General features: G+C 68.9%; 26 protein-coding genes, 1 tRNA gene and 3 pseudogenes. 6 read left to right on the top strand and 24 right to left on the bottom strand.

Annotated features, from left to right (window positions below):
• Positions 1-3 precede the first annotated feature (3 nt).
• Together ACO1BR_RS08195 and ACO1BR_RS08190 are read right to left on the bottom strand one after the other, a co-directional pair.
• Positions 4-543, bottom strand: a pseudogene (locus ACO1BR_RS08195) (DUF4383 domain-containing protein); the annotation flags it as partial.
• A 202-nt stretch (positions 544-745) separates the two neighbouring features.
• Positions 746-2140, bottom strand: a complete 1395-nt coding sequence (locus tag ACO1BR_RS08190) for a hypothetical protein (RefSeq protein WP_426794357.1) — start codon at positions 2138-2140, stop codon at positions 746-748.
• A gap of 182 nt (positions 2141-2322) precedes the next feature.
• Between ACO1BR_RS08190 and ACO1BR_RS08185 the strand changes: the two genes are divergently transcribed.
• Positions 2323-2397 (top strand) — tRNA-Val (locus ACO1BR_RS08185).
• 62 nt (positions 2398-2459) lie between these two features.
• Here ACO1BR_RS08185 and ACO1BR_RS08180 read toward each other — a convergent pair.
• The 15 genes from ACO1BR_RS08180 to ACO1BR_RS08110 all read right to left on the bottom strand — a co-directional run bounded on the left by ACO1BR_RS08180 (position 2460) and on the right by ACO1BR_RS08110 (position 12682).
• On the bottom strand, positions 2460-3611 hold the full coding sequence (locus ACO1BR_RS08180; RefSeq protein ID WP_426794356.1) for a tyrosine-type recombinase/integrase: 1152 nt from the start codon (positions 3609-3611) through the stop codon (positions 2460-2462).
• Positions 3611-3808 carry a helix-turn-helix domain-containing protein gene (locus ACO1BR_RS08175; RefSeq protein WP_426794355.1) on the bottom strand — a complete coding sequence of 66 codons (198 nt, stop codon included), beginning with the start codon at positions 3806-3808 and terminating at the stop codon, positions 3611-3613. Before ACO1BR_RS08175 ends, ACO1BR_RS08180 begins: the two co-directional genes overlap by 1 nt.
• 234 nt (positions 3809-4042) lie before the next feature.
• Positions 4043-5431: a DNA primase family protein gene (locus ACO1BR_RS08170; protein WP_426794354.1), complete on the bottom strand. Its 1389-nt coding sequence runs from the start codon at positions 5429-5431 to the stop codon at positions 4043-4045.
• The gene (locus ACO1BR_RS08165) at positions 5428-5673 is read right to left on the bottom strand and encodes a hypothetical protein (protein ID WP_426794353.1); all 246 of its coding nucleotides are present in this window, start codon (positions 5671-5673) and stop codon (positions 5428-5430) included. Before ACO1BR_RS08165 ends, ACO1BR_RS08170 begins: the two co-directional genes overlap by 4 nt.
• Positions 5670-6182: a DUF2742 domain-containing protein gene (locus ACO1BR_RS08160; RefSeq protein ID WP_426794352.1), complete on the bottom strand. Its 513-nt coding sequence runs from the start codon at positions 6180-6182 to the stop codon at positions 5670-5672. Before ACO1BR_RS08160 ends, ACO1BR_RS08165 begins: the two co-directional genes overlap by 4 nt.
• An 86-nt stretch (positions 6183-6268) precedes the next feature.
• Positions 6269-6796: a hypothetical protein gene (locus ACO1BR_RS08155; RefSeq protein ID WP_426794351.1), complete on the bottom strand. Its 528-nt coding sequence runs from the start codon at positions 6794-6796 to the stop codon at positions 6269-6271.
• Between the two features lie 18 nt (positions 6797-6814).
• Positions 6815-7087: a hypothetical protein gene (locus ACO1BR_RS08150; protein WP_426794350.1), complete on the bottom strand. Its 273-nt coding sequence runs from the start codon at positions 7085-7087 to the stop codon at positions 6815-6817.
• A 19-nt stretch (positions 7088-7106) separates the two neighbouring features.
• Entirely contained in the window at positions 7107-7571 is a 465-nt protein-coding gene (locus tag ACO1BR_RS08145) for a hypothetical protein (protein WP_426794349.1), read from the bottom strand.
• Positions 7572-7774: 203 nt separating this feature from the next.
• A complete protein-coding gene (locus tag ACO1BR_RS08140; RefSeq protein ID WP_426794348.1) occupies positions 7775-9901 on the bottom strand; it encodes an FtsK/SpoIIIE domain-containing protein in 2127 nt (708 codons plus the stop codon).
• 112 nt (positions 9902-10013) lie between these two features.
• Positions 10014-10331, bottom strand: a complete 318-nt coding sequence (locus tag ACO1BR_RS08135; RefSeq protein WP_426794347.1) for a hypothetical protein — start codon at positions 10329-10331, stop codon at positions 10014-10016.
• Positions 10328-10678 (bottom strand): RRQRL motif-containing zinc-binding protein, encoded by a 351-nt coding sequence (locus ACO1BR_RS08130; RefSeq protein ID WP_426794503.1) that lies wholly within the window; start codon positions 10676-10678, stop codon positions 10328-10330. The genes ACO1BR_RS08135 and ACO1BR_RS08130 overlap by 4 nt, the downstream gene beginning before the upstream one ends.
• Positions 10678-11541: a protein spdB gene (locus ACO1BR_RS08125; protein ID WP_426794346.1), complete on the bottom strand. Its 864-nt coding sequence runs from the start codon at positions 11539-11541 to the stop codon at positions 10678-10680. The genes ACO1BR_RS08130 and ACO1BR_RS08125 overlap by 1 nt, the downstream gene beginning before the upstream one ends.
• Entirely contained in the window at positions 11538-11861 is a 324-nt protein-coding gene (locus tag ACO1BR_RS08120) for a hypothetical protein (protein WP_426794345.1), read from the bottom strand. Before ACO1BR_RS08120 ends, ACO1BR_RS08125 begins: the two co-directional genes overlap by 4 nt.
• Complete coding sequence (locus tag ACO1BR_RS08115) at positions 11858-12130, bottom strand: DUF6284 family protein (protein WP_426794344.1); 273 nt, start codon at positions 12128-12130, stop codon at positions 11858-11860. The genes ACO1BR_RS08120 and ACO1BR_RS08115 overlap by 4 nt, the downstream gene beginning before the upstream one ends.
• Positions 12131-12208: 78 nt before the next feature.
• A complete protein-coding gene (locus ACO1BR_RS08110; RefSeq protein WP_426794343.1) occupies positions 12209-12682 on the bottom strand; it encodes a transcriptional regulator in 474 nt (157 codons plus the stop codon).
• Between the two features lie 571 nt (positions 12683-13253).
• Between ACO1BR_RS08110 and ACO1BR_RS08105 the strand changes: the two genes are divergently transcribed.
• Positions 13254-14096 (top strand): GntR family transcriptional regulator, encoded by an 843-nt coding sequence (locus tag ACO1BR_RS08105; RefSeq protein WP_426794342.1) that lies wholly within the window; start codon positions 13254-13256, stop codon positions 14094-14096.
• 47 nt (positions 14097-14143) lie between these two features.
• Complete coding sequence (locus tag ACO1BR_RS08100; protein WP_426794341.1) at positions 14144-14785, top strand: HAD family hydrolase; 642 nt, start codon at positions 14144-14146, stop codon at positions 14783-14785.
• Between the two features lie 90 nt (positions 14786-14875).
• On the opposite strand, the gene ACO1BR_RS08095 is transcribed toward ACO1BR_RS08100, so the two are convergent.
• Entirely contained in the window at positions 14876-16546 is a 1671-nt protein-coding gene (locus ACO1BR_RS08095; RefSeq protein WP_426794340.1) for an HNH endonuclease, read from the bottom strand.
• Between the two features lie 433 nt (positions 16547-16979).
• Here ACO1BR_RS08095 and ACO1BR_RS08090 point away from each other — a divergent pair, with 433 nt between their 5' ends.
• On the top strand, positions 16980-17414 hold the full coding sequence (locus ACO1BR_RS08090; RefSeq protein WP_426794339.1) for a hypothetical protein: 435 nt from the start codon (positions 16980-16982) through the stop codon (positions 17412-17414).
• Between the two features lie 233 nt (positions 17415-17647).
• Here ACO1BR_RS08090 and ACO1BR_RS08085 read toward each other — a convergent pair whose 3' ends face one another.
• Positions 17648-18550, bottom strand: coding sequence for a hypothetical protein (locus tag ACO1BR_RS08085; protein ID WP_426794338.1), 903 nt, complete (start codon positions 18548-18550; stop codon positions 17648-17650).
• 915 nt (positions 18551-19465) lie between these two features.
• On the opposite strand from ACO1BR_RS08085, the gene ACO1BR_RS08080 reads away from it, so the two are divergent.
• On the top strand, positions 19466-19600 hold the full coding sequence (locus ACO1BR_RS08080; protein WP_426794337.1) for a hypothetical protein: 135 nt from the start codon (positions 19466-19468) through the stop codon (positions 19598-19600).
• 182 nt (positions 19601-19782) lie between these two features.
• Here the strand turns inward: ACO1BR_RS08080 and ACO1BR_RS08075 are convergent, their stop codons facing one another.
• Together ACO1BR_RS08075 and ACO1BR_RS08070 are read right to left on the bottom strand one after the other, a co-directional pair.
• Entirely contained in the window at positions 19783-20979 is a 1197-nt protein-coding gene (locus ACO1BR_RS08075) for an FAD-dependent oxidoreductase (RefSeq protein WP_426794336.1), read from the bottom strand.
• Between the two features lie 34 nt (positions 20980-21013).
• A complete protein-coding gene (locus tag ACO1BR_RS08070; protein ID WP_426794335.1) occupies positions 21014-21505 on the bottom strand; it encodes a hypothetical protein in 492 nt (163 codons plus the stop codon).
• A gap of 107 nt (positions 21506-21612) precedes the next feature.
• On the opposite strand from ACO1BR_RS08070, the pseudogene ACO1BR_RS08065 reads away from it, so the two are divergent.
• A pseudogene (locus ACO1BR_RS08065) lies at positions 21613-21822 on the top strand (PadR family transcriptional regulator); the annotation flags it as partial.
• Between the two features lie 672 nt (positions 21823-22494).
• On the opposite strand, the gene ACO1BR_RS08060 reads toward ACO1BR_RS08065, so the two are convergent.
• The 3 genes and pseudogenes from ACO1BR_RS08060 to ACO1BR_RS08050 all read right to left on the bottom strand — a co-directional run.
• Positions 22495-23472, bottom strand: a complete 978-nt coding sequence (locus ACO1BR_RS08060) for a nuclease-related domain-containing protein (RefSeq protein ID WP_426794502.1) — start codon at positions 23470-23472, stop codon at positions 22495-22497.
• Between the two features lie 467 nt (positions 23473-23939).
• Positions 23940-24062, bottom strand: coding sequence for a hypothetical protein (locus ACO1BR_RS08055; RefSeq protein WP_426794334.1), 123 nt, complete (start codon positions 24060-24062; stop codon positions 23940-23942).
• A gap of 174 nt (positions 24063-24236) precedes the next feature.
• Positions 24237-24649: pseudogene (locus tag ACO1BR_RS08050) on the bottom strand (HoxN/HupN/NixA family nickel/cobalt transporter); the annotation flags it as partial.
• Positions 24650-24690: the final 41 nt, after the last annotated feature.

Genomic DNA, 24690 nt, shown 5'->3' with positions numbered 1-24690 from the left:
GAAGCGATCCGCCTCCTCCGGGTGCCGGGCGCGCCAGTAGGGGTTGTCGTGCGACAGCCCGCCGCTGACCCGTCCGTACATCCCGAACACCAGCAGCAGCAGCCCCACCACGAAGCTGAAGAGCACGTTCTGGATCTTGAAGGCCAGGAAGTTCGCGTCGGTCTGGAGCAGCGCCAGATTCACGAAGCCGCTCAGCAGGAACAGCGCGCCCCACAGGATGTTCCAGGTCGAGGCGAAGTTCCCGCCGATCAGCATGCCGCCGAAGAGCAGCGCCCCGACGACGACCGAGAGCACGCTGAGGGCGCCGTTGGTGTTCAGCTCGGCGACGGTCGCGCCGCCGGTGTCGAAGAATCCGATGTGATGGGTCAGACCGAGGATGCCGAACGCGATCAGCACCAGCCCCATCAGTCCGGCACCGATGCGGTAGACCTGGCTGAGCCGGTGGTCCACGGGCAGATGCTCGTCGAGTTGGGCGCGCCGCCGCTTGAGCCGCTGCAACGGATTCACGAAGTGCAGGGTGCCGCCAGTAGCCCCAGTTGCCATCTCCGGCCTCCTTCGCGCAGATGAGCCGCCTGGCCGTACTCACTCCCAGGATCCGCCAGGGGACCGGTTCACGCCATCGCGCGCCCGCCGAAGCGCAGAAGCCCGGGCTGCCCGGGGAAGGTCCACGCCTCCGCTCCACGTACGGAGCCCCGGAGGGCCCCGCACCCCCTCCCGCGGCCCGCGCGGTACCCCCTCCCGCGCCTCAGCGGCCCGCCGCGCCGCCCCGCGCCTCGCGGATCTCCTGCACCACCCGGGCGGCCGTCTCCCGTACCGCCTCCGTCTCGGTCAGGAAGTGCCACCAGTCCGGATGCCGCCCCTCCAGGCCGCCGACCGCACGCTCCAGCCGCGCCACCGCCTCGTCCAGCGGGCCGGCGTGCCGCGGGTCGGGCGTGCTCCGGCCGGCCATCGCCAGCCGCTGCGCGTCGCGCACCGCGAACCGGGTGCGCTCGATCTCCTGCTGCCGGTCGAACGAGACCGCGTCCAGCCGCCGTAGCCGGTCGCCGGCCGCCGACACCGCCTCGTCCGTGGTGTTCAGCAGCGCCCGTACGGTCGCCAGCCGGCTCGTGGCGTCCGACCAGCGCTGCTCGTCGCGGGCCCGCTGCGCCTCCCGCAGCGTGCTCTCGGCCTCCCGGACGGACCGCGCGGCCTCCTCCGGCACCCGCTGGAGGTCCTGCCAGCACGCCGCGCTGTACCGCCGCCGCAGCTCGCTGAGCACCGGATCGACCTGCTGGGCACGGGTCGTGATCGCCTGCGAACGGGTCCGCAGCGACACCAGCCGCTTGTCGATCTCCGCCGCCGTCTCCGGCAGCCGCTCCGCCTCGCGCCGCAGCTCCTCGGCCGTGCGCAGCACCTCGTCTGCGCGCCGGATCGTCTCCGGTACGCCGTGCGCTCCGGCACCCTCGTTCAGCTTGGTCAGCTCCGGGCCGAGCGCCGCCAGCCAGGCCGCGAGATCGTCCGCCCGCAGGCCCTGCGCGCGCACCGCGTCCAGCGCGTTGCTCGCCGCCAGCAGCGCCTGCCGCGCCCGCTCCACGGCCGGCGCCAGCCGCGCCAGCTGCGTCTCGGCGCCCTCCAGCAGCGGCGCCAGGCTCTGCGCGAACCAGTCGAGCTCCCCCTTGACGCGCTCCAGCTCCTCCCTGGCCCGCGTCAGATCGGCCCGCGCCCGCGCCACCGCCGCGCCGTCGATGTCGTCCCGGTCCAGATCGTGCGAGTCGACCGCGGTGATGTAGCCCTCGCTCACCTGGTCGATCCGCCGGCCGAACCCCTCGTACTCCACCGCGGCCTGCCGCGCCCGCTGCGAACTGTCGACGGCGGTGATCGTCTCCACCGAGATCCGCAGGTCCCGGTGCGCGGTGTCGAGCTCGTAGAACGCCGCGGCGGCGGCGTCCTTCGCGGCCTGCGCCTCGGCCCGCTGGCTCTCCCCGCGCCCGAACCAGCGGCGGGTGCCGCCACCCGCGAACGCCATCGGTGCCATCGCCGCCAGCAGCGGCAACGGCAGCAGCACGAGCCCCACCACATCCCGGACCGGGCCCCCGCGGGATCGACGGCGTGCCCGCTGCTCGTACGGCTGCGGCTGCGGCTGCGTATGTGTCGCCGTCACATCCCTCTCCTGATCGGATCGCCCCAGGGCCGGCTGGCATTCTCCCACCCACCGAAACGAACACCCCGTCCGGTAAGTTCACACTCCCCGCAACTTCCCGCCCGCGGACGAGTGCCGTCCCGCCCTCCGACCACGGGTTTGCGGACCGGGCCCCCGGGCAAGGTAGTCTGTCGGCTCGTCCAGGGCGCATAGCTCAGCGGTAGAGCGCTGCTCTTACAAAGCAGATGTCGGCGGTTCAAATCCGTCTGTGCCCACCAGCCAAAACGCCCTCGCGGAGACCCTCCACGGGGGCGTTGACGGTAGATCTTGACGGCAGTCCCTACACCGGACGTCCCGGACGGCGTCGCAAGAGCCGATCCATGTGCCCCACCGCCTCCCGCCGCGAGTCCTCCGAGACGTGGGTGTAGACGTTCATGGTCACCGCGATCTGCGAGTGTCCCAGGATCTCCATCACGACGCGCGGCGGGACGCCTGCGGCGAACAGCAGAGACGCGCAGCCGTGCCGAGCGTCGTGCAGCCGGATGCGCGGTAGGCCCGCGGCCTGCCCGATCCGCTCGAAAGACCGGCTGAGGTTCCGGGGCTCGATCGGTCGCCCTGAACGCGTCGTGAAGACGTAGTCGCCGTTGTTCGACCAGTCGTCCCCGGCGGCGAGTCGCTGAGCCGCCTGCCGCAGGCGCTGCCACCGCAGGGGCGCGATGCACCTCAGCGGCAAGGGGATCGTCCGGCTCCGGCGGTTCTTCGTCGTGTCCGCGTACAGCTCCTTCTGTACGCGCTGGAGCTGATTCCGGACCGAAAGAGCCCGGCGATCCAGATCTACGTCGGACCAGCGCAGCCCCAGGATTTCGCCCCGCCGAAGGCCCAGCGTTACGGCCAGCACGAAGGCTGTGTACAGCGGATCCGTCCGGGCGGCCTCCAGGAATGCGATGGTCTCGTCCAGCGTCCACGGCTTCAACTCCCTGGGCTGGACGCGCGGGGCGGGCACCAACTGCGCTACGTTCCGGCTGATCAGCTCCTCCCGGCACGCGGCAGCGAGGGCCGATCGCAGGACGCGGTGCGATTCCTTGGCCGTGGCCGCCGACGCCTGGCGTTGCACGGCAGCGAGCATCCGGCGTACGTCGGCGACGCCCAAGGTCTCCAGACGCTTCACGCCGATCTGCGGCATCAGGTAGCGACGAACGTGCGTCTCGTACTTCGCGTACGTCGTCTTCTTCCGCTCGGGCTCGATGTGCTCCACCAGCCAGTACGGCAGCCACTCGGAGAGCTTCGCCGACCGGGTCGGCGTCGGGATGCCCTGCCGGTCGCGGCGGACCAGCTCCTGGCGCTTGGTGTCGCACTCTTCCCAGGTGGCGCCGTAGACGGTCTTGCGCTTGCGAGTGCCGTCGGGCTGCGGGACGTAGACGCGAGCTTCGTAACGGCCGTCCTTGCGCTGCCAGATGCTGCCGGCGCCGTTCGGGTTCCTCTTGCGCGCCATCAGGCGGCCTCCTCGATTCTCTGGGACATGAAGGCTCGAAGGGAGTCGGCAGCGATCCGGCGGGACCGGCCGATGGTGAAGCTTTCGAGCTGACGGGAGCGGATGAGGTCGTAGACCTTGCTGCGACTGACGCGCAGCGCCTCCATGACCTCCGGCACCATCAGCGCCTCGATCGAGGTGGGTGGAGCTGTGCTCACGGCTACCTCCACGGGGCCGGGCTCTCTGTTGAGTTGAGTTGGCGTCACAATGCTGTGGGTCGCGGCCCATCGCGGCCCAAGGCTGTGACCTGCTGTTTTGCGGGGCCTCTGTGCGCCCCATCGCGGCCCAAGCTTCGAGCAGGGTGGGTCGCGATGGGTCGCGATGGTGCTGGGGGAAAGCCCCAGGTCAGAGGTGTTGGGCCGCGATGGGCCGCGACCCGGCGGATTGTGGGTTCAACATCCGCTGAGGGTGATGCCGTGGTAGGTGGCGATCCGCTCGCCAGAGGCGTCGCGGGGGCGTGTGCGGTTGAGCTGAGGGATGACGGAGAGCAGGTTGCGGCCGAAGAGCTGCTTGGTGCCGGGGCGGACGTTGTTGTCCTCGGCCCACTCCCGCCAGACGCCCCACAGCGTGTCCACGGGCACGCTGCACACCGGTCCGGTGGAGCAGCGTTCGCGGATGAACGCCGAAGTGGGTGAGGCGGTGTCCTGCATGGTGGCGACCGCTTCACGGCTGCACGCGGGTTCGGTGAGCCGGCCCTTGGCCTGGAGCTGGGCGAGTCCGTCCAAGGCCCAGTTGAGGATCCCGGGCATCTCGGCGACGAGTCGGCCGAAGAGGGTGGGGTCTTCCCTGCCCAGCCAGGACACCGTCATGTTGAGCAGCAGGAACCGGCGGGCGATGACCCCGCTGCTGTCGCCGAAGTGCGGCAGCTCGTTGGAGAGGATCACCAGCCGCGTCGGCAGCTTGCCGGTCCACACCTCGCGGTACTTGCGATCGATGTCGATGGTGTCCTCACCGCTGATAGTCAGCAGCCGTTCCACCACCTGGCTGTTGTTGTCGCTGGCAGAGAGTCGGGCGTCGGAGATGGTCGCGAGCGGCTTGCCGACCAGCGTCGAGAGGCCGAAGTTCGTGCCGAGCCCGGCGAGGGTGGGCCCGGCGACGTTCTTCTCTCCGACCATCTCCTTCATCACGCGGGCGATGGTGCCCTTACCGGACCGGGACGGGCCGACCATCATCAGGATCTTCTGCTGGTCGGTGCGGCCGGACAGGACGTAGCCGAACCACTCCTGAAGCGCCTGGATCGCGTCGGGCTCGTCGGGCCAGATCTCCCCCAGGAACCAGTGCCAGGTAGGCGCGGTGGCGTCGGGGTCGTAGGTGAAGGGGATCGAGATCAGGTTGAAGAACCCGGGCCGGTGCGGCAGCAGCTTGCGGTCCCGGATCCGCAGCAGCCCGTTCTGGCACGCCACGATCGGCCCGTCGTCCTGCTGGCCGGCCTCGTCGCTGTCGAGCCAGGCGGGCGCGTCCACGTCCGAAGGCAGCAAGGTGATCGCGCCGAGGGCGTCGAGCAGGTTGCTGATCTTCTGCCTCGTCGGCGCCCAATCCCGTTCTTCGAACTCCCCGTCCTTGACGGGGGCCTTGTAGATGGCGTGCTCCAGCCGCTCGTACATCGCCGCGCGCACCTGCGCCTCGTCCAGCTCCCGCCAGCAGGTGCCGTTCCAGCGCATCCACGACCCCCGCCAGCGCCGGTGCGCCAGCTGTTCGTCTTCGGTCTGCCAGTCCGGGAGCAGCCGGCGGGCGACTGCCATGGGGTGGGTGGGGGCAGGAAGTTCTTCCGTGCCGGTCATGCGGCGTGGGTCCCTTCCTGAGTGGTGCGCAGCGGGCAGGTCTGGGTGCGGTGGTGGTCCCAGTCCGCGACGAGCCGCAGGACAGCGGCCCGGCCCCGGGCTTCCCGGTCGTAGGCGCCGCAGCGGCACAAGACAGTGGCGCGGGTGAGGGCGCTCCAGTCCGGCGGGGCGATGACGTGCAGCCCGAAGAACAACTGCTCCGGGGGCCGGTGCGGAACCATGGCCGTGGTGTCGCCGGTCATGCCGCTGCCTTCCTCTCCGGTGCGGGTGCCTCGCGGTGGGGCAGATCGACCTGCTGGCCGTCGATGCAGTGGCGCCACCAGCCGGGGCGGCCGGGGACGGCGAGCGGCGGCCAGCCAGGGCAGGCCGTAACCGGCCGGGAGGGTTGGGGCCGGCGGCGGGCGGCCATCTCGTTGGTGGTCGGCACGCGCGACAACCGCAGGCGGCTCAAGGTGCGCCGGGCTTCCTCGTTGGCGTCGGCAGTGACCTCCCGGAACCACGCCTCCGGGTCAGACTCCGCCAGGGCATCGAGACGCTGCTGTTCGGCGACGTGGCGGCGCCAGTGCTCAGCGGCGTCCAGGGCTGCAGCCAGCCGCTGGGGACTGTCCGCGGGCAGGCCGCACCACGCCGGACTGCCGTAGGCGGGGAAGGCGCCAGTGAGGTAGACGGTCTTGGCCTGCGTCCACAGGGCGGACGCGGCACGTAGGAGCAGCGCCGGGGGCTGTGGCGGGGTCGTGCTGGGGTCGGGCATGCTGGGAGACCTCCACAGTTCTTGATGGGACTGGAGACCAGGGCGGGCCGCAGTCATTGGCGTGAGGCGGCCCGCCCTAGCCATGGCTAGGAGTGGGAGGGGTCCGTGGTGCGCCGCTGCTGTGCGTGCCAGTGGGCGTATTCCTGGCGGACGTAGCCGCGGGGGTTGCCCTCGGCGGCGTGGTGTTCGGGCGAATAGGGCCCGCCCCGGTAGTCGCCGTCGCTGGACTTGTCGGCGTCGAGCAGCAGGTACGCGGCGGCCTCGGCGTCCTCGGCCGCGAGCGGGGACTGGTTGGGCAAGAGCGTGATGCGGTCGAAGAGCGCCGCCCTACGGAGGTCGTACTCGCGGGCCCGCTCCGTATAGGCCTCGGCGGCGTCGAGGAGACGCACGATCTGTTCGCTCTCGTCGTCGAGGCTGGGGGCGTTGGCGTACGCCTCTTCCGGCGTCGGCCACTGTGCCTCGACGGGTCGGGGGTCGGCGGTGGCGTACAGCCGCAGGCGCTTGCCGTCGTTGCTGTAGAAGCTGCGAATGTTGCTGAGGGTGAAGGACTTCAGTAGAGCCGCGGTGACTCGGTTGCGGTCGGTGTTGTCGCAGATGACGCGGATCTCGATCACGCTGTGTCCTTTCGAGGGTTAGAAGGGCGGTTCGTCGCTGTAGCCGCTGGGCGGGGTCCGCCGCAGCGCGCGGGGCAGGCGCGGCAGGGGGAGCAGGAGCCAGCAGCGGTTGTAGTTCCAGCAGTGACAGGGCTCCCAGCTGGTGCCCTCGTACTCGCCGGTTTCCGGGTGGCCGTAGTCGTAGGAGGTGCCGCCGTCGCCCTCGCAGTTCAGGCAGTCGGGGCAGGGTGTGTCGGTCAGAATCAGAGCCGGTCGGGGGCAGTGTGCGACCTGAATGCGCAGTCGGATCAAGGGTGTTGATCTCCTTCTGTCAGCCGTAGAACTTGTTCCGCTTGATGACGGCCTTGCGGATGTTGACCGTCGTCCTGCCGCCGGTGTCGCGGCCGGTGAAGACCTGTACGGCGATCCAGCCGCCGAAGATGACGGCGGCGAGGATGATGAGTTGGTGGATGAGGGCTGCGAGTGCGGCGATGACCGTGGTGAGCAGGAGCAGTCCGCCGCAGACCGCGCCGAACCCGATGCCTCCGAGGGCGATGTTCACTGCCGCGCGGGAGACGGGCGGCTTGGCGAGGACCGGTTCGGGCTTGGCGGGCTCGACGGCGTAGCCAGTGATGACGCGGCCGTCGGGCAGGACCACGCTTGCCACGGTCGGGATGTTGTCGGGCTGGACGGGAACGAGCGGCGCGGCGACGGGTACGGCAGGCGTGATCGGGGTCGGGTGGTGTACTTTCACGGCCCGCTCAGCGGACGCGTGGCGGGCGTGCTCGGGGTACATGCGGAATCCCTTCGGAACGTTGGTCAGGGAGGCGGGAACACCCCCTGCCGGGAGGCTTCTGGAGGGGGTTTCGGGGGCAGTGACCTGCGTGCCTCCCTGCCTCCCTGAACAATCATTTGTGCTGGTCAGGGCCAGGGAGGCGGGTCAGGGAGGGGTTCAGGGAGATCTCCCTGCCTCCCTGACCCGCGCGGGCGCGCCTCCCTCTACTCGGAGGCGGAAGCGGAATCGTCGCCGTCGCGGTTGGCGAGGGCGGCGGTGACGCGGTCGCGAGCGACGACCATGCGGCCGTCGGACTTGTACGGTTCGGCTCCTGCGTCGTCCAGGACGCGCTTGAGGTCGATGAACGACCACTTGCTGTAGGCGTCCTCGTTCAGCGCGACCAGCCGCGTGATGACCTCCTGTGTACGTACGCGGGCGTCGTTGCGCAGCACGGTGGCGATGTCGGCGAGCGGGTCACGCTGCTCGCCGCGGTCGATGGTGTGCAGGGTGGTGACGCCGTCGCGCAGGGCCTTGGCGCGGTCGGCGATCTCGGCGGCCGGGTCGTCGTCGATGAAGTGCGTGCGCACCGTGATGGACGACTGTCCCTTGGGCATCTCGATGCCGTCGGAGGCGACGACCAGGGTGCCCTTGTCCAGCCCCTGCCGCAGCAGGTGAGGGGCCGCGCCGTCGTCAACGGCCTTGTCGCCCAGCGCCATGCGCGACTGCGACTCGGTGCCCAGTACGAGGGAGGCGCGGGTGTGGGCGCCTTCGCGGACCAGTTTGGGAAGGTTCTGGTCGGTGGGGTCCTGGGTGCCCAGCCACATCAGCACGTCGACCGCACGCCCCTGGTTGTTGACCTTGCGGACGGCCATGAAGAACCGGGAGGTGGCCTTGGCGCCGCCGTAGGGCCGCTTCTGTTCGTCGACGGCGGGGCACATGAACGCCACCTGCGCTTCGTCCACGATCACGATGAGCGGCGGGAACGTCGCGGCCGGGTCGGTGCGGCGCACCTCGATGCGGCGGTTCATCTCGTCGACGGCGTCCTCCGCCATCTCGGTGACCTGGATGACGTGGTCGTCGGACGGTCCCTGGATGAGGACGTCGGCGATGCCGTCGAACATGGCCCAGTCCCCGACGCCCTTGAGGTCGCCGAGCCAGAACTGAACGGACCGGTCCAGCGCCAGCCACAGAGCGAGGGAGCGCAGGGAGGCGGTCTTGCCTTGGTTGGAGCGGCCGGTGATGAGCAGGTGGCGCTGGTACAGGCTCAGCTCAGCGGCGTCCCCTCGCAGGTCCTGCCCCCACGGAGCCTTCCCCGTCTTGTAGTTGGCGGTCAGTGTCTCGTCGGTGACCAGCGGAGAGGGGCCGATCGGCTCGTCCAGCGCGCCGGAGTCGGCGATCCACAGCCGCACCGTGCGGGCCGCGGCCGGGATGGTGATGAACACCTCGTGTTCGTGGCGGGTCAGGTTCTCCGCCAGCTTCCTGCGCCGGTTTTGCACCTCGATCGTCGACACCCCGGAGGGCAAGGTGACGTCGACCTCGACGCCGCACCCGGCGATGGTGATCGGGGACAGCATCGAGGCGCCGGAGTCGCCCATCTCCTTGATGGCGTTGCGCAGCGCGGGGACCCCGAGGTCCCTCAGGGCCTTGACCACGATCGACGGGGTGATCGGCTCACCCTCCCCGGAGCGGACGTTGGCAGGAAGCGCCCACTTCGGTGCGGCCTGCCGCTTGCTGCCGACGGCCCACAGGGCGAGCAGGGCGAGGAACGGGCCGATCGTGAGGGCGGGACCCCATACGACCTGCACGATGCGGATGAGCAGGGCGATGAAGTCGATGGTCGCGTTCAGCGGTGTGATCACGTCGGCCGGGTGCTTGGTGTTGAGGGCCATGACGACCCCGAGCGCGACCAGCACCCCTACGCCCATACCGGTGCCGACCACGAGACCCTTGGCGGCCTCTACGGGCGAGTGGAGCAGGTCCATACGGCGGTGGTGGCGGGCGGCGCGGAAGCGCTGCAACCGCTCCTCCCACTCTTCGGCCACCTCGTAGTTCCCGGCGGCCTCAGCGGCACGGAGCATGCGCTCGTAGCGGGCGCCGGTACGGCCGTCCCAGGTGCGGCGGGCCACGATCCCTGCCCCGCCGGCGACGTAGAGGCTGTGCCGGGCGACGGCGCGCGCGGCTGTCACGGTCCGCTCATCGGTCACGGCGCTCCGGACGGCCCGTCCGGAGCGCACCCACAGCGGCACGGGCGCGGGCGGCGCCGGGTCCGGCACCACCGTGAGCGTGGTCACGGGCGCCGTGCCGGCCGGAGGTTCGGTGTTCTTGTGCAGGTGAACGACGGTGTCACCCATGATGGGAAGGCTCCTGACTGCCCCTTTTGGGGCGGGAGTAGGGAGAGCCGGGGTGGCCGTGTCCGTGGAAAGAGGCGGCCACCCCGGCGTAAGGCGGAGGGGGGTTGGCTGGTCACCACCAGCCGGAGGACTTCTTCTGGGCCTTGGCGCGGGCGGCTTCGGTGATGAGCCGCTGACGCTCGCTGTACAGGGCGGTCAGCTCCGCGGTCAGCCGCATCTGCGCGGCGGAACCAGTGGCGTCCATCTGCTCCTCGGCCCGGCCGGTACTCCGGCCGCGTGCGGCCCGGTAGGCGCCGCCGGTCGCGGCACGGGCCATCGCGCGGCGTTCGCGGCCGTTCAGCGGCCACAACTCGCCCCGGCGGACCGCTTCGAGCTTCTTCGTCGTCGCCCGTATCTCGCGGTCCAGGCGGCGGATGTCGGAGGTGCTCAATAGGTGCTCCTCAGGGAGTCGGAGGGGTCGGGGTAGGTGCAGGGCACGCAGGTGCCGAGCGTGGGCGGGATGACGTAGCCGGCATCACGGCGGCACTCGGGGCAGGTGCGGCGGGCGGCGTTGGCTTTGGCCAGTGCCGCCCACCGGGCGGGCGTCATTGGCCGTACCGGCTTGGCCCGGTCGACGCGGTAGAGGTAGGCGACCAGCGGGCCCCGGCGGCGGCGTGGCCGTTCGAGCTGAGCGGCCACGTCCTGACCGCCGGGGCGCAGGCCGCGTGCCCGCAGTTGGCGGCGGGTGGCGTATCCGTCCGGGGCAAGGCGCCACCGGAACACCGGTAGCGCCCCCATCACACGGCCACGCGGTTCCATGCGGCCCGCAAGCGGACCTCAGAGGCGGAGTGGCCGGCCGCACGGAAGCGCTTGGCCATCTCGCGGTAGGACAGCGCCGGGGTCTCGCTGTGACGGATCTCGTCGACCAACGCGGCCAACGCTTGATCGGTGAGCCCGGGCGCCGCGTCCAGCGAGAGCGCCGCAACGGGCTCCGTGGGACCCCACACGGGCAGTTCCCAGCAGGGCGTGACGCCGGGCGTGACGCGAGCCGTCACGCTGGTCAGCGCCCTGCCGGTGTCCTCGCCGTCCCGCGCCGTCTCCAGCGTCGACCACGCCCGCGACAGCGTCTGAGCGGTCCTCGCCTGGACGCGTGCGACGCGGGCGCCGGCCTGCGTCACGGCCGTCAGCCGGGTCTCCTCGGTGACCGCCTCAGCCCGTAGCCGGGCACGGGACACGGCCGCTTCGTCCCGCGCCTCTTGCTGGATACCCCGGATCGCTCCGAGCGCGGCCGGGGTGAGCGCGGTCCGCTCCCACAACCCGTGAACCAGCCACAGCGCCTTGGCCGCAACCGGCAGCCAGGAGACGGCCAGCCACGCGCCGGCGAACTTCTCAGCGGTGAGCGCGTGCGCGACCAGGACGCCAGCGGCGGTGAGGCCGAAGGACCAGCCGACGGCGGTCACGATGCGGTTGTGGTCGCCCTGCGCGGCGAGACGGCGTTCGTAGGCGAGGGTGGCCAGCCATCCTCCGTCGATCCCCAGACCGACGACCAGGGCGACGGGCCACGGCATCGCCGTGCCCAGCCACATCACGACCACGGCCAGGGTGAGGACCATGGACACCGCCGTCATCGCCACGGCGGGTAGTGCGGTCTTGGCGCTCATGCTGCACCTCCGTCCGCAGTGGGCACGTCGGTGTAGCCGTGCAGGTGCACGTGTGCGCCCGCGTAGTCGGTCCACGCCGTCAGCACGCGCGTGGTGCCGTCGCCCTGTACGTCGTGTGTCACCTTCTCCGGCGGCACGGCAAGGGCCTCCCGCCATGCCTCGAACGCGTGCAGACCCTCGTGGAACCGCAGGGTCAGTCGTTCGGGGTAGATGTGGGACAGGTCGACGTTCGGGGCCGGCAAGTGTCCGAAGTCAGCGGCCAGCAGCCGCAGCACGCGCAGTGGTGCGGCCAGCCCGTCCAGCGTCAGCGGCTCGTTCATGCCGCACCCCCCGGCAGGGTCGCACCGACGGTGCGGTTGGCCAGGTCCCGCCGGGCGGTCAGCACCCGGTTGCGAGCCCGGCGGATGCGCCGCTCTTCCAGCTCGGACGGCGTCCGGTCCAGCGTCGTGATCTGCGCGTCAAGCAACTCGACCTCCGCGGAGATGAGCGGCATCTCGATGTCGATCGCGTCCAGCTCCGCGGCCGTCGGCTCACGGTCGTTCTCGGCCTGGTCGATTGCGGCCAGCAGATGGAGAGAGAGAATCCTCATGGGTCGTGGTCCTTTCAGCGGGACGGCCCACAGCGGCCCCGGGGTGCATCCCGGGGCCGCGCGCCGTTTTGGGGTTGGTCAGACGGTTGCGACGAGCAGTGCGGCGACCAGCAGCCACAGGTGGTGAAAGGACTGGTCCAGCGCGTAAGCACCGGTCCCGAGGTGCGCGGCGGGCTTGCCGTCGGCGGTGACCGGATGCGCGGGGTGGTTCGCGGTGCCGAGGTTGTAGAACTCGGTCTTACCGGTGGCCTTGGCCAGCCACGCCAGCGTGCTGCGGCGGTCCGCCCACCAGTGCGTGAGCGCGTCCACGCTCATCCCGGCGACCAGCCCGAGGGCCGACAGCTTGAGGCCCAACAGGGCGGCGACGGGCAGGAGTACGGCGAGCTTGGTGGCAGTCAGGGTGGCGGCGTGCCGGGCATCGGCCAGGCGGCCGATCCAACCAGGCAGGCCCTTGGTGGCCGACTGGTGCGAGGTCTGAACCCAGTGGTCACCCACACTGTGAGCGACGTATAAGGCGGCGAAGGCAGCTGCGAACGTGGCAGCAGCAGGCATGAGGACTCCTAGGAAGCGAAGGGATGTTCCGGCTCCCCTCAGCGCTGCTCGTACGAGACGAGCAGCGGAGGCAACCGGCGCAGCACCACAGCACTGCGAGGCCAGGTAGAGCGCGGCTTAACCGGTGCGCCGTTGCCACGGGGCACCGGTCCCGAGCCGGTTTCGGGTGCGTCATCGTCGCTGCTCTGACGCCAGCAGGGCGGCGCATACCAGGTGGCAGCCAAGGGGTTGACCTCCAGGGCTGTTCTCCAGAGCTGATACGCGGGACAGGACAGGTTCACCTGCCACGAAGTGGCCGCCGGCGGCCATCACCCGGGCCGTTGCGGGGACGGGGACTTGCACCCCGTCGACTTGGCACGCTGTTCAGTTCTCAAGGAACGACCGCTTCCTTCGAGCCTCTTCAGGGGCCCTCCGGGCGGCGTCGATCACGCATCCGTGCAGCCCAAAGAAGGGCCTCCGGGTCGCCTCCGCGTTTCCTTGGTGGTGACGTGTTCAACATAGGCAACCTGCTTAAGCAGGTCAAGATGGTTGGGGAGGTCGCTCAGGTTGGGCAAGTGGGTAGCATGGCGGCATGAGCCTCGACCCGAACGACGACCGCCCGCCGTACTTGCAGGTCAGCAGCGTGCTCCGCGCGGAAATCCTCACGAAGAAGTTCGAGCCCGGGAAGCAGTTGCCATCAGGGCCCGAGCTGGCCAAGCGATTCGAGGTGGCCCGTGGAACGGTGACCCGGGCGCTCGACATGCTCAGGGACGAAGGGTTGATCGTGACCCGCAAGGGATCCGGTTCCTTCGTGCGCGAGCGCACGGAGCGACCGGTCGGACTCCGGCCGCACCTGGAAATGGCGTTCGCCGACCCCCACGTCACGGTCGACTTCGCCGGATTCAGCAGCGAGACGTTGCACAGCGCTATGCAAGAACCTCTCGACAAGATCCGGGCTGGTCGACTCCGGCCCGAGTCGATTGAGGTTCGGCTTCTTCTGCCGGACACCACGGCGCCCATGGCGGTGCCGACACTGGTCGATGGGCTTGCGGACGATCCTGCACTTCGCGACAGGGCCCGTGACATCGCGCTGACGAATGCGGCCGGCATCCAGCATTCGGTTGAGGTGTTGGCCGAGCTCGGGCTAGTGGAGAAGGCGTCGGTGAACGTGAAGGTCTACCGAGCCACGTCGCTGTTCAAGCTCTACATCCTCAACCGCCGCGACGTGTTCTTCGGCTTCTATCCGCTGCGTGAGCGCACCATGGAGGTGGCGGGTGAGTCGCGCACCTTCTACGACGTCACGGGTAAGGACGCCACGCTGTTCCACCACGCGGCAGGCCCTGACGGTGAGTCCATGGGGTCGCAGTACGTCCAGCAGTCCACAAAGTGGTTCGAAAGCATCTGGAACACCATCGCGTACGAGCGTGAGGCATGAGCGCGGCCCCGGAGGGACTGGTCTCCATCCTCGCTCCCGTACGGCACGTGCTCCTCGACTTCGATGGCCCCGTGTGCTCGGTTTTCGCGGGTTTTCCGGCAGCCGATGTCGCACGGCGCATGGTCGAGCTGTTGTCGGGTCCTGATGGCCCACCGCCAGGGCATGAGGAGTCTGACCCTCTGGCGATGCTTCGTCGGATCGCTGACGAGCGGGAAGACTTGGTGTCCGTGGCTGACGAGGCATTGGCCCAGTTGGAGGCGGAAGCCGTCGACATGGCGCGACCCACGCCGGGTGGCTCGGACTTTCTTGAGGCGTGTGTGGCGAGTGGGCGCTCCGTCTGGATGGTCAGCAACAACGCCACGATCGCCATTGAACGTTACCTGGGTGCCCACGGGCTCGAACGGCTCGTTGCCGGTCAGTTCGGACGGGTGAGAGGTGAGCCGAAATCCATGAAGCCGTCCCCCCGGCTCCTCGCCGCGGCCATGGGGGCAGCCGACGCTAAACCGGGCGAGTGCATCTTCATCGGTGATGCGGTGCGTGACATCGAGGCCGCCCACGCCGCTGGCATGGAGGCGATCGGGTACGCGAACAAGCCCGGCAAAGACGAGGCATTGGCCGCGGCTGGAGCCGTAGCGGTGGTTACTTCGATGGATGACCTCGCCCGGGCGGTCGTGACCACGGCTGGATAGCCTGAGTTCGTCCGGTCCGCCATGACAGCAGTCGTTTACGGCAACATCGATAGACGGCCGTATGTGAGGCACCAGTGGTGCACTGCAGCGTTAGCGAAGCGCCCCATCGTGCAGGCGCCTAGCCGTGACCGCGAGAACCCGGCGAAGCTTTTCCTTGTTCTCGCCGTAGGTCTTGAGGGCATGGCAGTTCGGGCAGAGAGCAATCATGTTCCACGGAGCGTCGGGCCCACCCTTGCCGAGGTCGTGTACGTGGTCGACCTGCAGGATCGGCAAGCCTGCGGTGGTTCGTTCCTTGGGGTGGCCGGCGCACTCGGGGCTTTCGCAGTTTCCCTTGCTGCGCCTTATGACCGCGGCCCGAGCGCTGGGGTCGCGCACGTAGCGGTCGGCAAGCGTTGGCTTCTTCAGCAGGCCGCGTCGCTTGGCGTTCGCTTCTGCCTTTGCGGCCAGGCGCTTGTACGCGTCCTCGTCGCTCTCGGAGGTGTCTCGGACCTCGGGGTCTACGTCGCCGGGACGGTAGTCGTCCGTGTCGTCGTGCAGGAAGCCCTTGTCGGTATCCAGCGCGTTGAAGACCTCGGAGGGCCACGTGTCGCGCTCGGGGGAAGGCACGGGGGCCAGCACCCAAAGGAACTCGCGACGCCACTCGCCGTCGGCGCCAACGCCCCACCGCCGCCTGCGCTGCACAATCACGGCCCAGGTCTCAAAGCTGAATTGACCCTGATACGGCTTGTGCCAGTAGCGCAGCGGGCGGCCATCAGACTGGTAAGCGGCCATAAGCTCGTTGCCGTCGATGATCTTCTGGTCGCCTGTGAGGCCGTCGCCGACGTACGCGATCCAGTTCGTGTCCGGGATGTGTCCGTCGGCATAGGGCCCTTTCTCGTCCGAGAAGACGCTGAGGATGCCGTCACCGAGGCAGCCGATCCCCGCCATCTTCTGACCGCCGTAGGCCCGCCAGATGGCATCCCGGTCTTTGAAGGTCTCCCCAAGCAGCGGGCGCAGGCCGTCCGCCCATCTCCCGGCGAGCAGGCCATGAAGGCCAAAGTCTTCCAACAGCCCCTTGGGGAGGGGATGGAAGTAGCGCAAGATCAGCCCGGCGGCAGCCTCCGCGGCTGCGTCGGGATGTGAGCGCAGAAGTGCGTAGTCCTCCTCAGGAAGTCCGCCGTCCGGGTCGGTGCGGTTCAAGGACTCCACCGTCGGGCGCCGGCCCATGCTCGTGAGAGTGAGCTGCTGCCCGTGCTCGACGTTCCAGAGGTCGTCACGCACGAGGGCCCAGAAGGGGTAACGGGCAGCGTCCACGCCATCTTCAACCTGGGCGTACTTCTCCAGCAGTGGCGCCACTGCGTCGCGAACGGTCGACCAGGACCGCATTCGGGGAGCCCCCGCCGCGGCCTGCCCGATCGCCCACAGGAGAAGCACCGGACGATGCAGGGCCGCACCAGACTTACTGCGCCCTGGCCGTACATCCCCCACGCGCCGTCGAAACGACTTCGGTGGCTCGACAACTGTGAAGCCCTCACGCCTCAGCCACGCCACCGCATGCTTGAGACCGCCGCTGAACTCGGAGGGCTTGAGGGCGGTTCCGAAGTCGAACTTGTGGGCCACGCCAGCTATGGCCTTGGAGTCGTACTGCCGGTCCTCATGGATGAGGACGTACGTGGTCGCAGCGCGGTAGCCGTAGGTGTCCCGGAACGCCTCCGGACCGAGCTGGTCATGCTCTGTAATCGCCTGCAAGATGCCCGCTCGGGTGATCTCAGAAGGAGCCATGAGCGACACCGTAGATCACCGCACTGACAACGACCGCTGCGTTTTCTCGGCGGTGCTGGGCCGTCCCTGGGCCGGAGAAGGGGCTCGGCGACGTCCGACGACGACCAACCAGCCAGTTGAGGTGACGGCAGTTTGTGACCGCAACGTCGGCGCACATGAGCGTTCGTGTGCGCCCTTGGATGCATGAGCTGGGTCTCACGACGAGCTTGGTCGCAGGTAGGCGACATGGTCGGTCGAACACCATGTTCAGCGGAGAGAGTTTGCCCTGCAAGGTAAGCGGCAACTCGTCGGCGGCAGCTAGGAGCCGGGGCTTCAACCCTTGCCGCATGGCAGGCGATTGCCGCCGGTGCGGTCGAACGTGCCTGGGGGGCACCTCACGCTCTGGGGCATTGGCAACGTGCTCTGGCAGGCGATGCGGGGTTGGCTGTGAAGAATGAGCGTTCGCCTGATTAACGGCGTGAGCGCCTGCGACCATGTGAGCATGTCGACGCCTGGAATGCCTCTCCAAGCTGCACTCATCCCCGACTGCACCAAGCCGGAAGCCCACCATGCGGCCTATAGAAGCGCCAAGACCAATGACGCGATCTTTGTGTGCATCGCTCGTCAGGGACGGCACTGGAAGGTGGAACTCGACGCCTTTGCCAGCAGCAAGCCCATCGTCCCGGAGCAGGCGGTGACGGTCCTGAGGGCTGCGGCTGAAGCGTTGGTGATCGCTGGCACGGTGACGCAGGCCAACGTTGGGGCTGACTACATCTCCATGTGGCAGATCGAAAGTGAGAAAAAGGCGCGTGAGATCGCGGCCGCGTTCCATGCCGCTCTGTACGGTCTCCAGCAGCTACACATCGCTATTCCCGGGCCAGCGCGGTAGGGCTTGGGTCTGCTGCACGATCGGGTGACGTCCAGAACGCCTCACTCCTCAATGAGGAAGGCGACGACGCCCAGTTCCTCCTGTTCCTTGGCACTGACACCGAAAGCACCCCCTCGACGAGAGCGAGTTCGGCGCCGTCCGTTCCGTCGCGACAATCACCGAGCTCGGCTCCTTCATCCAGCAACCGCTCGCCACCGACGAATAGGCGGGTACCGTCCAGGTTTTCGGTGCCGTCAGGCCCCGGGCGGTCCATTGAAGTTGGTCCAGTCCGCCCAGCCCGCGTCAGGGTCCGTATCCAGCTTCCAGGTGGTGAACAGTCCCGTCTCGGTGGCGACTTGGATCTGCGGGCGGCCATCCGTAAGTCTCGCCGCACCCACGGTGTACGCGAATCCGGGCTGGGGGAACTGGGTCCAGTCTGCCCAAGCTGCGTCGGGTTCCGTGTCCACCTTCCAGGTGGTCCACACCTGACCATCGGTGTTGACGGCCACAATCTGTGGTCGGTCATCCATCAGGGACATACCCGCCACCGCTATCGCACCGCCTGGCGGCGCGGTGAACTGTTGCCACCCGGACCATGCCGCATCGGGGTCCGGGTCTACCTTCCAGTTGCTGAGCAGCGATCCATTCCCTGTCGCGCAGAAGATCTGCGGGCGAAAATCGGTCAGGTTGGCTGACGCCACAGAGGCAACGTCTGACGGGCCATCGAAGTCGGTCCAGTCCGCCCAACCTGCGTCGGGTTCCGTGTCCACCTTCCAGGTGGTGAACACTGTTGAACGGGTGGCGGCCAGGAGCTGTGGTCGGGCGTCCGTAAGGGACGCCGCACCCACGGTGACTATGTTGTCGAGCTGGGGGAACTGGGTCCAGTCCCCCCATGGCGCGTCGGGGCCCAACTGCCACGTGGTCCACACTTGGCCGATGCCATTGACGGCCAGGAGCTGCGGTCGGCCATCCGTCAAAGATGTAGTGGCAACCGTCAGCCCACCCTGAGGCGGCACGGAGAACTGTTGCCACCCGGACCATGCCGCATTGGGGTCCGTGTCGACTTTCCAGTTGCTGAACAGTCCTTCCACGGTCGCGCAGAAGATCTGCGGGCGCTGATCCGACAGTCTCGCTGACGCCACGGAATTCGCAGGCATGATGTGACTCCTCGTGTCGAGTTGCCGGTAGATTGTCAATGGAGAAAGCAGTGAACAGTCCTGCGAACCCCCGCTCCGCCGGAAGACGGCCAGGTGCGTATCGGTCGCTCTGGGGCACCCATCGACGCACACCCGGCCCCGGACGGCCTGTCTCGCAGTCCTGCTTCGATCCAGAGCCGCGAGATCCAGAGTTGCGCAGTCAGGCCCCGGGCAGGCCACCGAAGTTGGTCTAGCCCGCCCAGCCCGCATCGGGTTCCGTGTCCACCTTCCATGTGGTCCACACCAGGGCACTGGTATTCACGACCAGGATCTGCGGACGCCCATCCGGCAGCCGCGCTTACGCCACGGAAATCGCCGTCATGCGTGACTCCTTGTCGATCGAGAGACCTCTGAGGGCATACGGCCTGACCAGCACGCCAACGGGAGACAGCCGGGCGGGTGTGCATCGCTCACCTGAAAGAGGGGCCGGGGGCCGACAGACAGCTACCTGGCTGGCCCGGCTCAGAACTCAGAGCCCTCTCATTCACCATCCCGCTGCCCTGCGTGCTCCGCAACCCCGACCCGTCCGCGCGGCCACGACCTCCGCGTTGACAAGCCCTCAGGTGGAAGCGCCTACCGTTCGGAGACCAGGCTCAGACTGTCGAAACCTGACTTCACTTAGCCTCCGAGGCCCAGGTACTCGGTGACCTAGCGGCCACTCAGCTCTGACGGCAGTCATTGACGGCAACGCCGACGGACGCCGCCGTACGTGAGGCACCAGCGGTGCACTGCGATTTCGGTCGCGGGAAAGAGCCGCAAACGTCGATAGCGCGCTTGATCGAACTTACAAAGCAGATGTCGGCGGTTCAAATCCGTCTGTGCCCACCAGTCAGAAGACCCCTCGCCGATCATGGCGGGGGGTCTTTGACGTCTGGAATGGACATCAGCGACGGCGATCAACCGGACGCGGGTCGCCGCTTCGGGAGCCGGTCCATGTGCCTCACCGCCTCCCGCCGCGCGTCCTCCGAGACATGGGTGGAGACGTTCATGGTCACCGCGATCTGCGAGTGACCCAGGATCTCCATCACGACGCGCGGCGGGACGCCGGCGGTGAACAGCGGAGACGCACAGCAAAGACGCACAGCCGTGCCGGGCATCGTGCAGCCGGATGCGTGGCAGCCCCGCGGTCTGCCCCATCGGCTCGAAGGACCGGCTGAGGTTCCGGGGCTCGATCGATCGCCTTGAACGCGGCGTCAGGCGGACACGACGGGCGCGTCCCAGTCGATCCGGTACCGGTGCGTCCAGCCGAACATCTTCTCCGGCGTCAGGAACGTCCGCGTCGCCAGCGGCATCAGCAAGGCCATGATCTTCGTCGCCACCGGCCCCATCGACTTCTGGCTGTTGGTCTTCGCGGCCTGGGCCGCGACCTTCTCCACCCTGCCCCGCCTCAGTTGCTCGTACGTCGCGAACGCCGCGCCCGCGTCGGGGATGTCCCGCAGACACCGCGCCAGCTGCACCGCGCTCTCCACCGCGAGGGACGCGCCCTGTCCGGAACTGGAGGACGGCGCGTGGGCCGAGTCGCCGACCAGGACCATCCGGCCGCGGTGCCACTTCGGCACCGGAGGCAGGATCTCCAGCCCTCCGAAAGTGAGGAGTGCGTCGTCGCGGGTGCCCCGGAGCAGATCGCGGCCGGGCACGTCCTCGGCGTACTTCTCCCGCAGGATCCGCATCCATGCGGCCGGCGGCGTCGCACGGGCCTGCTCCGCGCTGAGCGGCTCGTCGTACGGCAGGTTGCCGAACCAGGCGGTGCCTCCGCCGGGCACCGGCCAGTAGCCGAGAAACGCCTGCTCGCCGAAAGCGAAGTACATGGTGTCCGGCCGTGCCTGAGGGACCTCCGCCTCCGAGTACGCGCCGAAACCGAGCAGGCCGGTGTACCGGGGGCCAGGCGCTGCCGGGTCGATCAGCTGCCGGACCGTCGACCGGATGCCGTCGGCCCCGACCAGCACGTCCGCGGTCACCTGGGTCCCGTCGGCGAACTGGGCGAGGACGCCCGCCGGGGTTTCCTCGACCCCGGCCAGCCGCTTGCCGTACACGGTCGGTACGCCCACCGCGGCGGCCCGCTCGCGCACCGCCCCGTACAGATCGGCCCGCCACATCACCTGGCTGGGTGGCAGGCCCGTCAGCCCGCCGAACTCGCCCATCCGCCGGCCCCGTCCGTCGGTCATCACCATGCGGTGGATCGGCTGACCGGCCAAGCCCTTGTCCACACCGACGACTTCGAGGGCGTTGAGCCCGTTCGGGGCGACCATCAGCATGCCGCCGAGGCCGTCCGCCGCCTTCTCGTAGCCCTCGTAGACGGTCGCCTCGATGCCCGCCCTGCGCAGTGCGAGAGCCGTTACCGGTCCGGCTATGCCGCCTCCGATGACGGCCGCTGTCCTGATCGCGCTCATGTTTCTGGCCCTTTCCCGCGCCTGGGTCGGATGTTCAGTGGCTGTGCGAGCGTGCCGGGTCGTCGACGGTCGGGTGCCCGCCCGTCCTGTGGGCGAGCCGCAGGTCCTCCAGATAGGCGCGGGAGCACATGGCGCTGAGGACCGCGATGCCGCCGCGGTGCACGCGGACCTCGCTGTCGGTTGCGACACCGGCCAGGCGGATCCGACGGGTGCCGGCGAGGGCCGGTGCGTCGGCGGTCCGGACCTGCGCGTCCTTGACCTTGCCGCGGGCGGTCCAGCGCAGGTCCCAGTGCTCGACGACGGCGTCGTCCGGCACCAGCAACTTGACCGTGGCGCCCTGGAGTTCCAGGCGCAGCTCGATGTCGTCGGGCAGGTCCGGGGAGCGCAGGTCGAGCACGGCCAGGCCCCGCCGGGCGCGCACCTGGATGTGTCCGGCGCGGGTCCAGTTGCCCAGCCGCTTGGTCACGGTGTGGTCGGCGTGAATGCGCTCGGTGGCGGCGGTCGTCTCCGTGCTGGTGGTGGTCATCTCCGTGGTCTCCGTCCGCTGGTGGTGCCTGCACTTTCCTGTTGGATAGATAGTTGCAGTGCAACTAGTCTCGTGTCAACTAGTTTCGCGGTGGGTAGCGTACGGACGTGAGCACCCCTTCCCAACGCTCCCCGCTGGCCCTGACGGTGCTGGCCCTGCTGCACTTCCAGCCGCTGCACCCGTACGGAATCCAGAAATTGATCAAGCGGTGGGGAAAGGACCAGGTCGTCAATGTCGGCCAGCGCGCGGGCCTCTACCGGACGATCGACCGGCTGCCCGCCACGGGTCTGGTCGCGGTCCGGGAAACCGGCCGCGACCAGCAGTACCCCGAGCGGACGGTGTACGAGCTGACCGACGCGGGGCGCTCGGCCATGCGCGGCTGGCTCAACGAGATGCTGGGCGTCCCGAAGCAGGAGTTCCCGCGGTTCCCCGCCGCGCTGTCCTTCGTCCTCATGCTCGCCCCGGAGGAGGCCCTCGACGCGCTGGAACAGCGCGCCGCGGCCCTCGCGCGGACCGTTGACGCGCACGACAGGTCCTTGGCGGAGCAGACGGAGGTCCACGGCCTGCCGCGGGTGACCACGCTCGAAGAGGAGTATCTGCGCGCGATGACCTCCGCGGAACTGGACTGGATCCGCGCCGTCACAGACGATCTGCGCAGCGGTCGGCTGAGCTGGACGCCCGACGAACTGACCGGTCTCGCCCAGAACATCGGGCAGCAAGCCCTGGCCGGCCAAACGCCCTCAAAGCCGGACCACGACTTACCGCGACCGCGAGCCGTGCACCACACCGCACCCCCGGGTCATGAACCTGGGGGTTCCGTATTTCCCGGAAGGGAGGCCGCCGCTTCAGCGGGATCGGTGGGGCTCCTTCACTTGCACCACCGATCGACCGCTACGATCCGGCGCCTCGAAGCCGTAAGTCAGCACCAGCCCACGGCTTTCCCAGGCCGCAGGGCCACCGCGACTCCGGCGCACAACGAGGAGGGAAGCTTACGATTGTCGGTCGCTCCGGCGGCGCTTCTGCGCGGCCATCCAGATGTCCTTCCGCCGCGCCGCTTCATACGCGGACGAGATCCGATGTTCAGGGATAACCACGGGCAGAGAGGCCAACTTCTCGTCCACGTGGAGGCCGTCCGCGACGATGGCCGACACGTGGTCGCCGGCAAAGTCGATGCGGGATGCCCCGACGATCGCTATGACCGGTTGGACGGGGACCGGCCAACCGCACCAGTGGCGAAGAACCTTGGACACGCGTTCCGCCTCTGCCGCGGCGATGCGCAGGTGGTCGGTGCTCCGGTTGTTCACACGGATCATGCGCTCCCCCACCCAGACGCGCGCTCCCGGATGATGCTTGGCGTTGACCGTGAACACGCCGGATGGCCCGATCGCCAAGTGATCGATGTCGGCGCCGCTCGGCCATTGGATCGCGTGCAGGACCTGCCACCCACGGGACTTCAGTCGCGCCAGCGATTCGCCGACCACCTGCTCACCGACCAAGCCGGTACGCCAGTCGTCAGCGCCCAGCGAAAGTCGAAGTCGCCTTGCCACCCAGCGAACGAACGCACTGCGTTCACCTTCGATTTGGCGCACCTTGTCGGCAACGGCAGCACCGGGAAGATTGCCGGCCAGATCGTTGTCCCGTGTCAGTGGCGGCAGGGAAGGAAGGGAAGGGATCGTTGAACGCGGTGTCGCACGAGGAGACTTCGGCTCGGGGGGACGAGGCGGTTTCGGCTCGGGGGGATGAGGCTTCGGCTCGGAGGAACGAGGGGGGTCAGGCTTTGCGGGCTGTCGGCGCCGCCACTCTTCGATCGCTTCGCGCGCTGCCGACTCATACTCATGGATCTTGATGGTGAATTTTCCGGTCTTGCAGTCGACCCACGCCACTTCCTCGCCCCACGGTCCTCCCAGATTGACGTACAGGCGATCCTTGCCGTACTTCTGCCAGCGATTCACAGACAGGTCGTCCATCCGCACCCCCCGAGCACCCACCGTGTCTCCAGGTCAGCACAGGTAACGCCCGCGAGGGGAGGGCTCGAATCAGCCATGATCGGTCCGTAGGGCTGTGGCAGGTTCCGCTACCTCCCGCGTACGCCATCGACCCAGGCGGAGCCGAGCAGACGCGGGCCGTGGCGCCCAGGTCGTTCGTACAGTGGCGCGCTCCACCTGGACGCCAGGGGCCAAACCCGTTCCACTGCGTGCGGGTTGACGGCGGACGGGAAGGCAGCGGTGTGTTGTGGTTCCCGCCGGAGGAGACCTTCCGACCGACTCCGGCCGTCCGACCCGGCAGCGGTCGCGTAGTGACCTCTATGACCCCAACCGGCCGATCTGTCCAGAGCTATGGATGAGAAGGCGACCGTCCCCTGGCGTGAGCCGCAGCGGGACCTGCACGTGTGACAGGCTGCGTGTTCTGGGAATCCGTGGGCAGCTGCTTTGCTTCACTGCTGCCTGGTGGCGGAGCTTGCGGCGCGGACGATGTGGGCTCCTGGCCGCTGTGGCGCGTTGGCAGGGGCGTCGAAATAGCGGGCGGCCAGGGCGCTCGGACCCAGGTCCTCGATCATCGTGAAGCCGATATCCCCCGAGGTCCGCCGCCAGTTGGTCGGCCTCGAAGTAACTCAGCCACGGTTCTCCCAGCGCAGCGACACGGGCCGCCCTGACGGCTTGTGCGGCGCGCTGGGCGGGCGGCAGGGTGCTGGGCGGGTCGCTGTAGTCGAACACGATCTCGGCACCGCCGGGAAGCCGAGCGGGAACGTCTGGCCGGGGCGGGAGGTGGAGCGGGTGAAGCGCCCCAGGAAGCGGTTCATGAAGCCGCCGGAGCCGAGCTGCGCTTCCAGCTCGGCCTCGTCGTAGCGGCCCTCGCGCATCCCGCGGAAGACCCGCCAGATCCCCGCCAGCGCACTGCGGTTGAGCGCGGCGATGAGGTGGAGGAAGGTCCCCGAGATCGTGGTGCCGACGGCGCCCGGGGTCTGGTGGTGCGCGACGAGTCGTTCAGCAGCGCGCCGGCGAGCCGGGCGCCGCCGGCCGCCAGAGCGGCCATCACGATGACCACGCTGGAGTGGCCGAGGGCGAACCAGAAGCCCACCGACACGAGCCGCTTGCCGTCGGTCGTCAGCTTGCGAGTGGTGTTGTCGATGGCGGCGCTGTGGTCGTCCTCGGCGATACGCGGCGGTTCTCGGCGGTTCTCGGCAG

It is taken from the genome of Streptomyces sp. YGL11-2 (genome assembly GCF_050054615.1).
Taxonomy (GTDB): Bacteria; Actinomycetota; Actinomycetes; order Streptomycetales; family Streptomycetaceae; genus Streptomyces.
This window is presented reverse-complemented; position numbering and strand designations above follow the sequence as displayed.

Bases quoted from the DNA above. Each gene is read 5' to 3' on its own strand.
- ACO1BR_RS08180 (WP_426794356.1), bottom strand. From the start codon at position 3,611: ATGGCGCGCAAGAGGAACCCGAACGGCGCCGGCAGCATCTGGCAGCGC.
- ACO1BR_RS08170 (WP_426794354.1), bottom strand. From the start codon at position 5,431: ATGACCGGCACGGAAGAACTTCCTGCCCCCACCCACCCCATGGCAGTC.
- ACO1BR_RS08165 (WP_426794353.1), bottom strand. From the start codon at position 5,673: ATGACCGGCGACACCACGGCCATGGTTCCGCACCGGCCCCCGGAGCAG.
- ACO1BR_RS08160 (WP_426794352.1), bottom strand. From the start codon at position 6,182: ATGCCCGACCCCAGCACGACCCCGCCACAGCCCCCGGCGCTGCTCCTA.
- ACO1BR_RS08145 (WP_426794349.1), bottom strand. From the start codon at position 7,571: ATGTACCCCGAGCACGCCCGCCACGCGTCCGCTGAGCGGGCCGTGAAA.
- ACO1BR_RS08140 (WP_426794348.1), bottom strand. From the start codon at position 9,901: ATGGGTGACACCGTCGTTCACCTGCACAAGAACACCGAACCTCCGGCC.
- ACO1BR_RS08130 (WP_426794503.1), bottom strand. From the start codon at position 10,678: ATGGGGGCGCTACCGGTGTTCCGGTGGCGCCTTGCCCCGGACGGATAC.
- ACO1BR_RS08125 (WP_426794346.1), bottom strand. From the start codon at position 11,541: ATGAGCGCCAAGACCGCACTACCCGCCGTGGCGATGACGGCGGTGTCC.
- ACO1BR_RS08120 (WP_426794345.1), bottom strand. From the start codon at position 11,861: ATGAACGAGCCGCTGACGCTGGACGGGCTGGCCGCACCACTGCGCGTG.
- ACO1BR_RS08115 (WP_426794344.1), bottom strand. From the start codon at position 12,130: ATGAGGATTCTCTCTCTCCATCTGCTGGCCGCAATCGACCAGGCCGAG.
- ACO1BR_RS08110 (WP_426794343.1), bottom strand. From the start codon at position 12,682: ATGCCTGCTGCTGCCACGTTCGCAGCTGCCTTCGCCGCCTTATACGTC.
- ACO1BR_RS08105 (WP_426794342.1), top strand. From the start codon at position 13,254: ATGAGCCTCGACCCGAACGACGACCGCCCGCCGTACTTGCAGGTCAGC.
- ACO1BR_RS08095 (WP_426794340.1), bottom strand. From the start codon at position 16,546: ATGGCTCCTTCTGAGATCACCCGAGCGGGCATCTTGCAGGCGATTACA.
- ACO1BR_RS08090 (WP_426794339.1), top strand. From the start codon at position 16,980: ATGAGCGTTCGCCTGATTAACGGCGTGAGCGCCTGCGACCATGTGAGC.
- ACO1BR_RS08085 (WP_426794338.1), bottom strand. From the start codon at position 18,550: ATGCCTGCGAATTCCGTGGCGTCAGCGAGACTGTCGGATCAGCGCCCG.
- ACO1BR_RS08080 (WP_426794337.1), top strand. From the start codon at position 19,466: ATGGACATCAGCGACGGCGATCAACCGGACGCGGGTCGCCGCTTCGGG.
- ACO1BR_RS08075 (WP_426794336.1), bottom strand. From the start codon at position 20,979: ATGAGCGCGATCAGGACAGCGGCCGTCATCGGAGGCGGCATAGCCGGA.
- ACO1BR_RS08070 (WP_426794335.1), bottom strand. From the start codon at position 21,505: ATGACCACCACCAGCACGGAGACGACCGCCGCCACCGAGCGCATTCAC.
- ACO1BR_RS08060 (WP_426794502.1), bottom strand. From the start codon at position 23,472: ATGGACGACCTGTCTGTGAATCGCTGGCAGAAGTACGGCAAGGATCGC.
- ACO1BR_RS08055 (WP_426794334.1), bottom strand. From the start codon at position 24,062: ATGATCGAGGACCTGGGTCCGAGCGCCCTGGCCGCCCGCTATTTCGAC.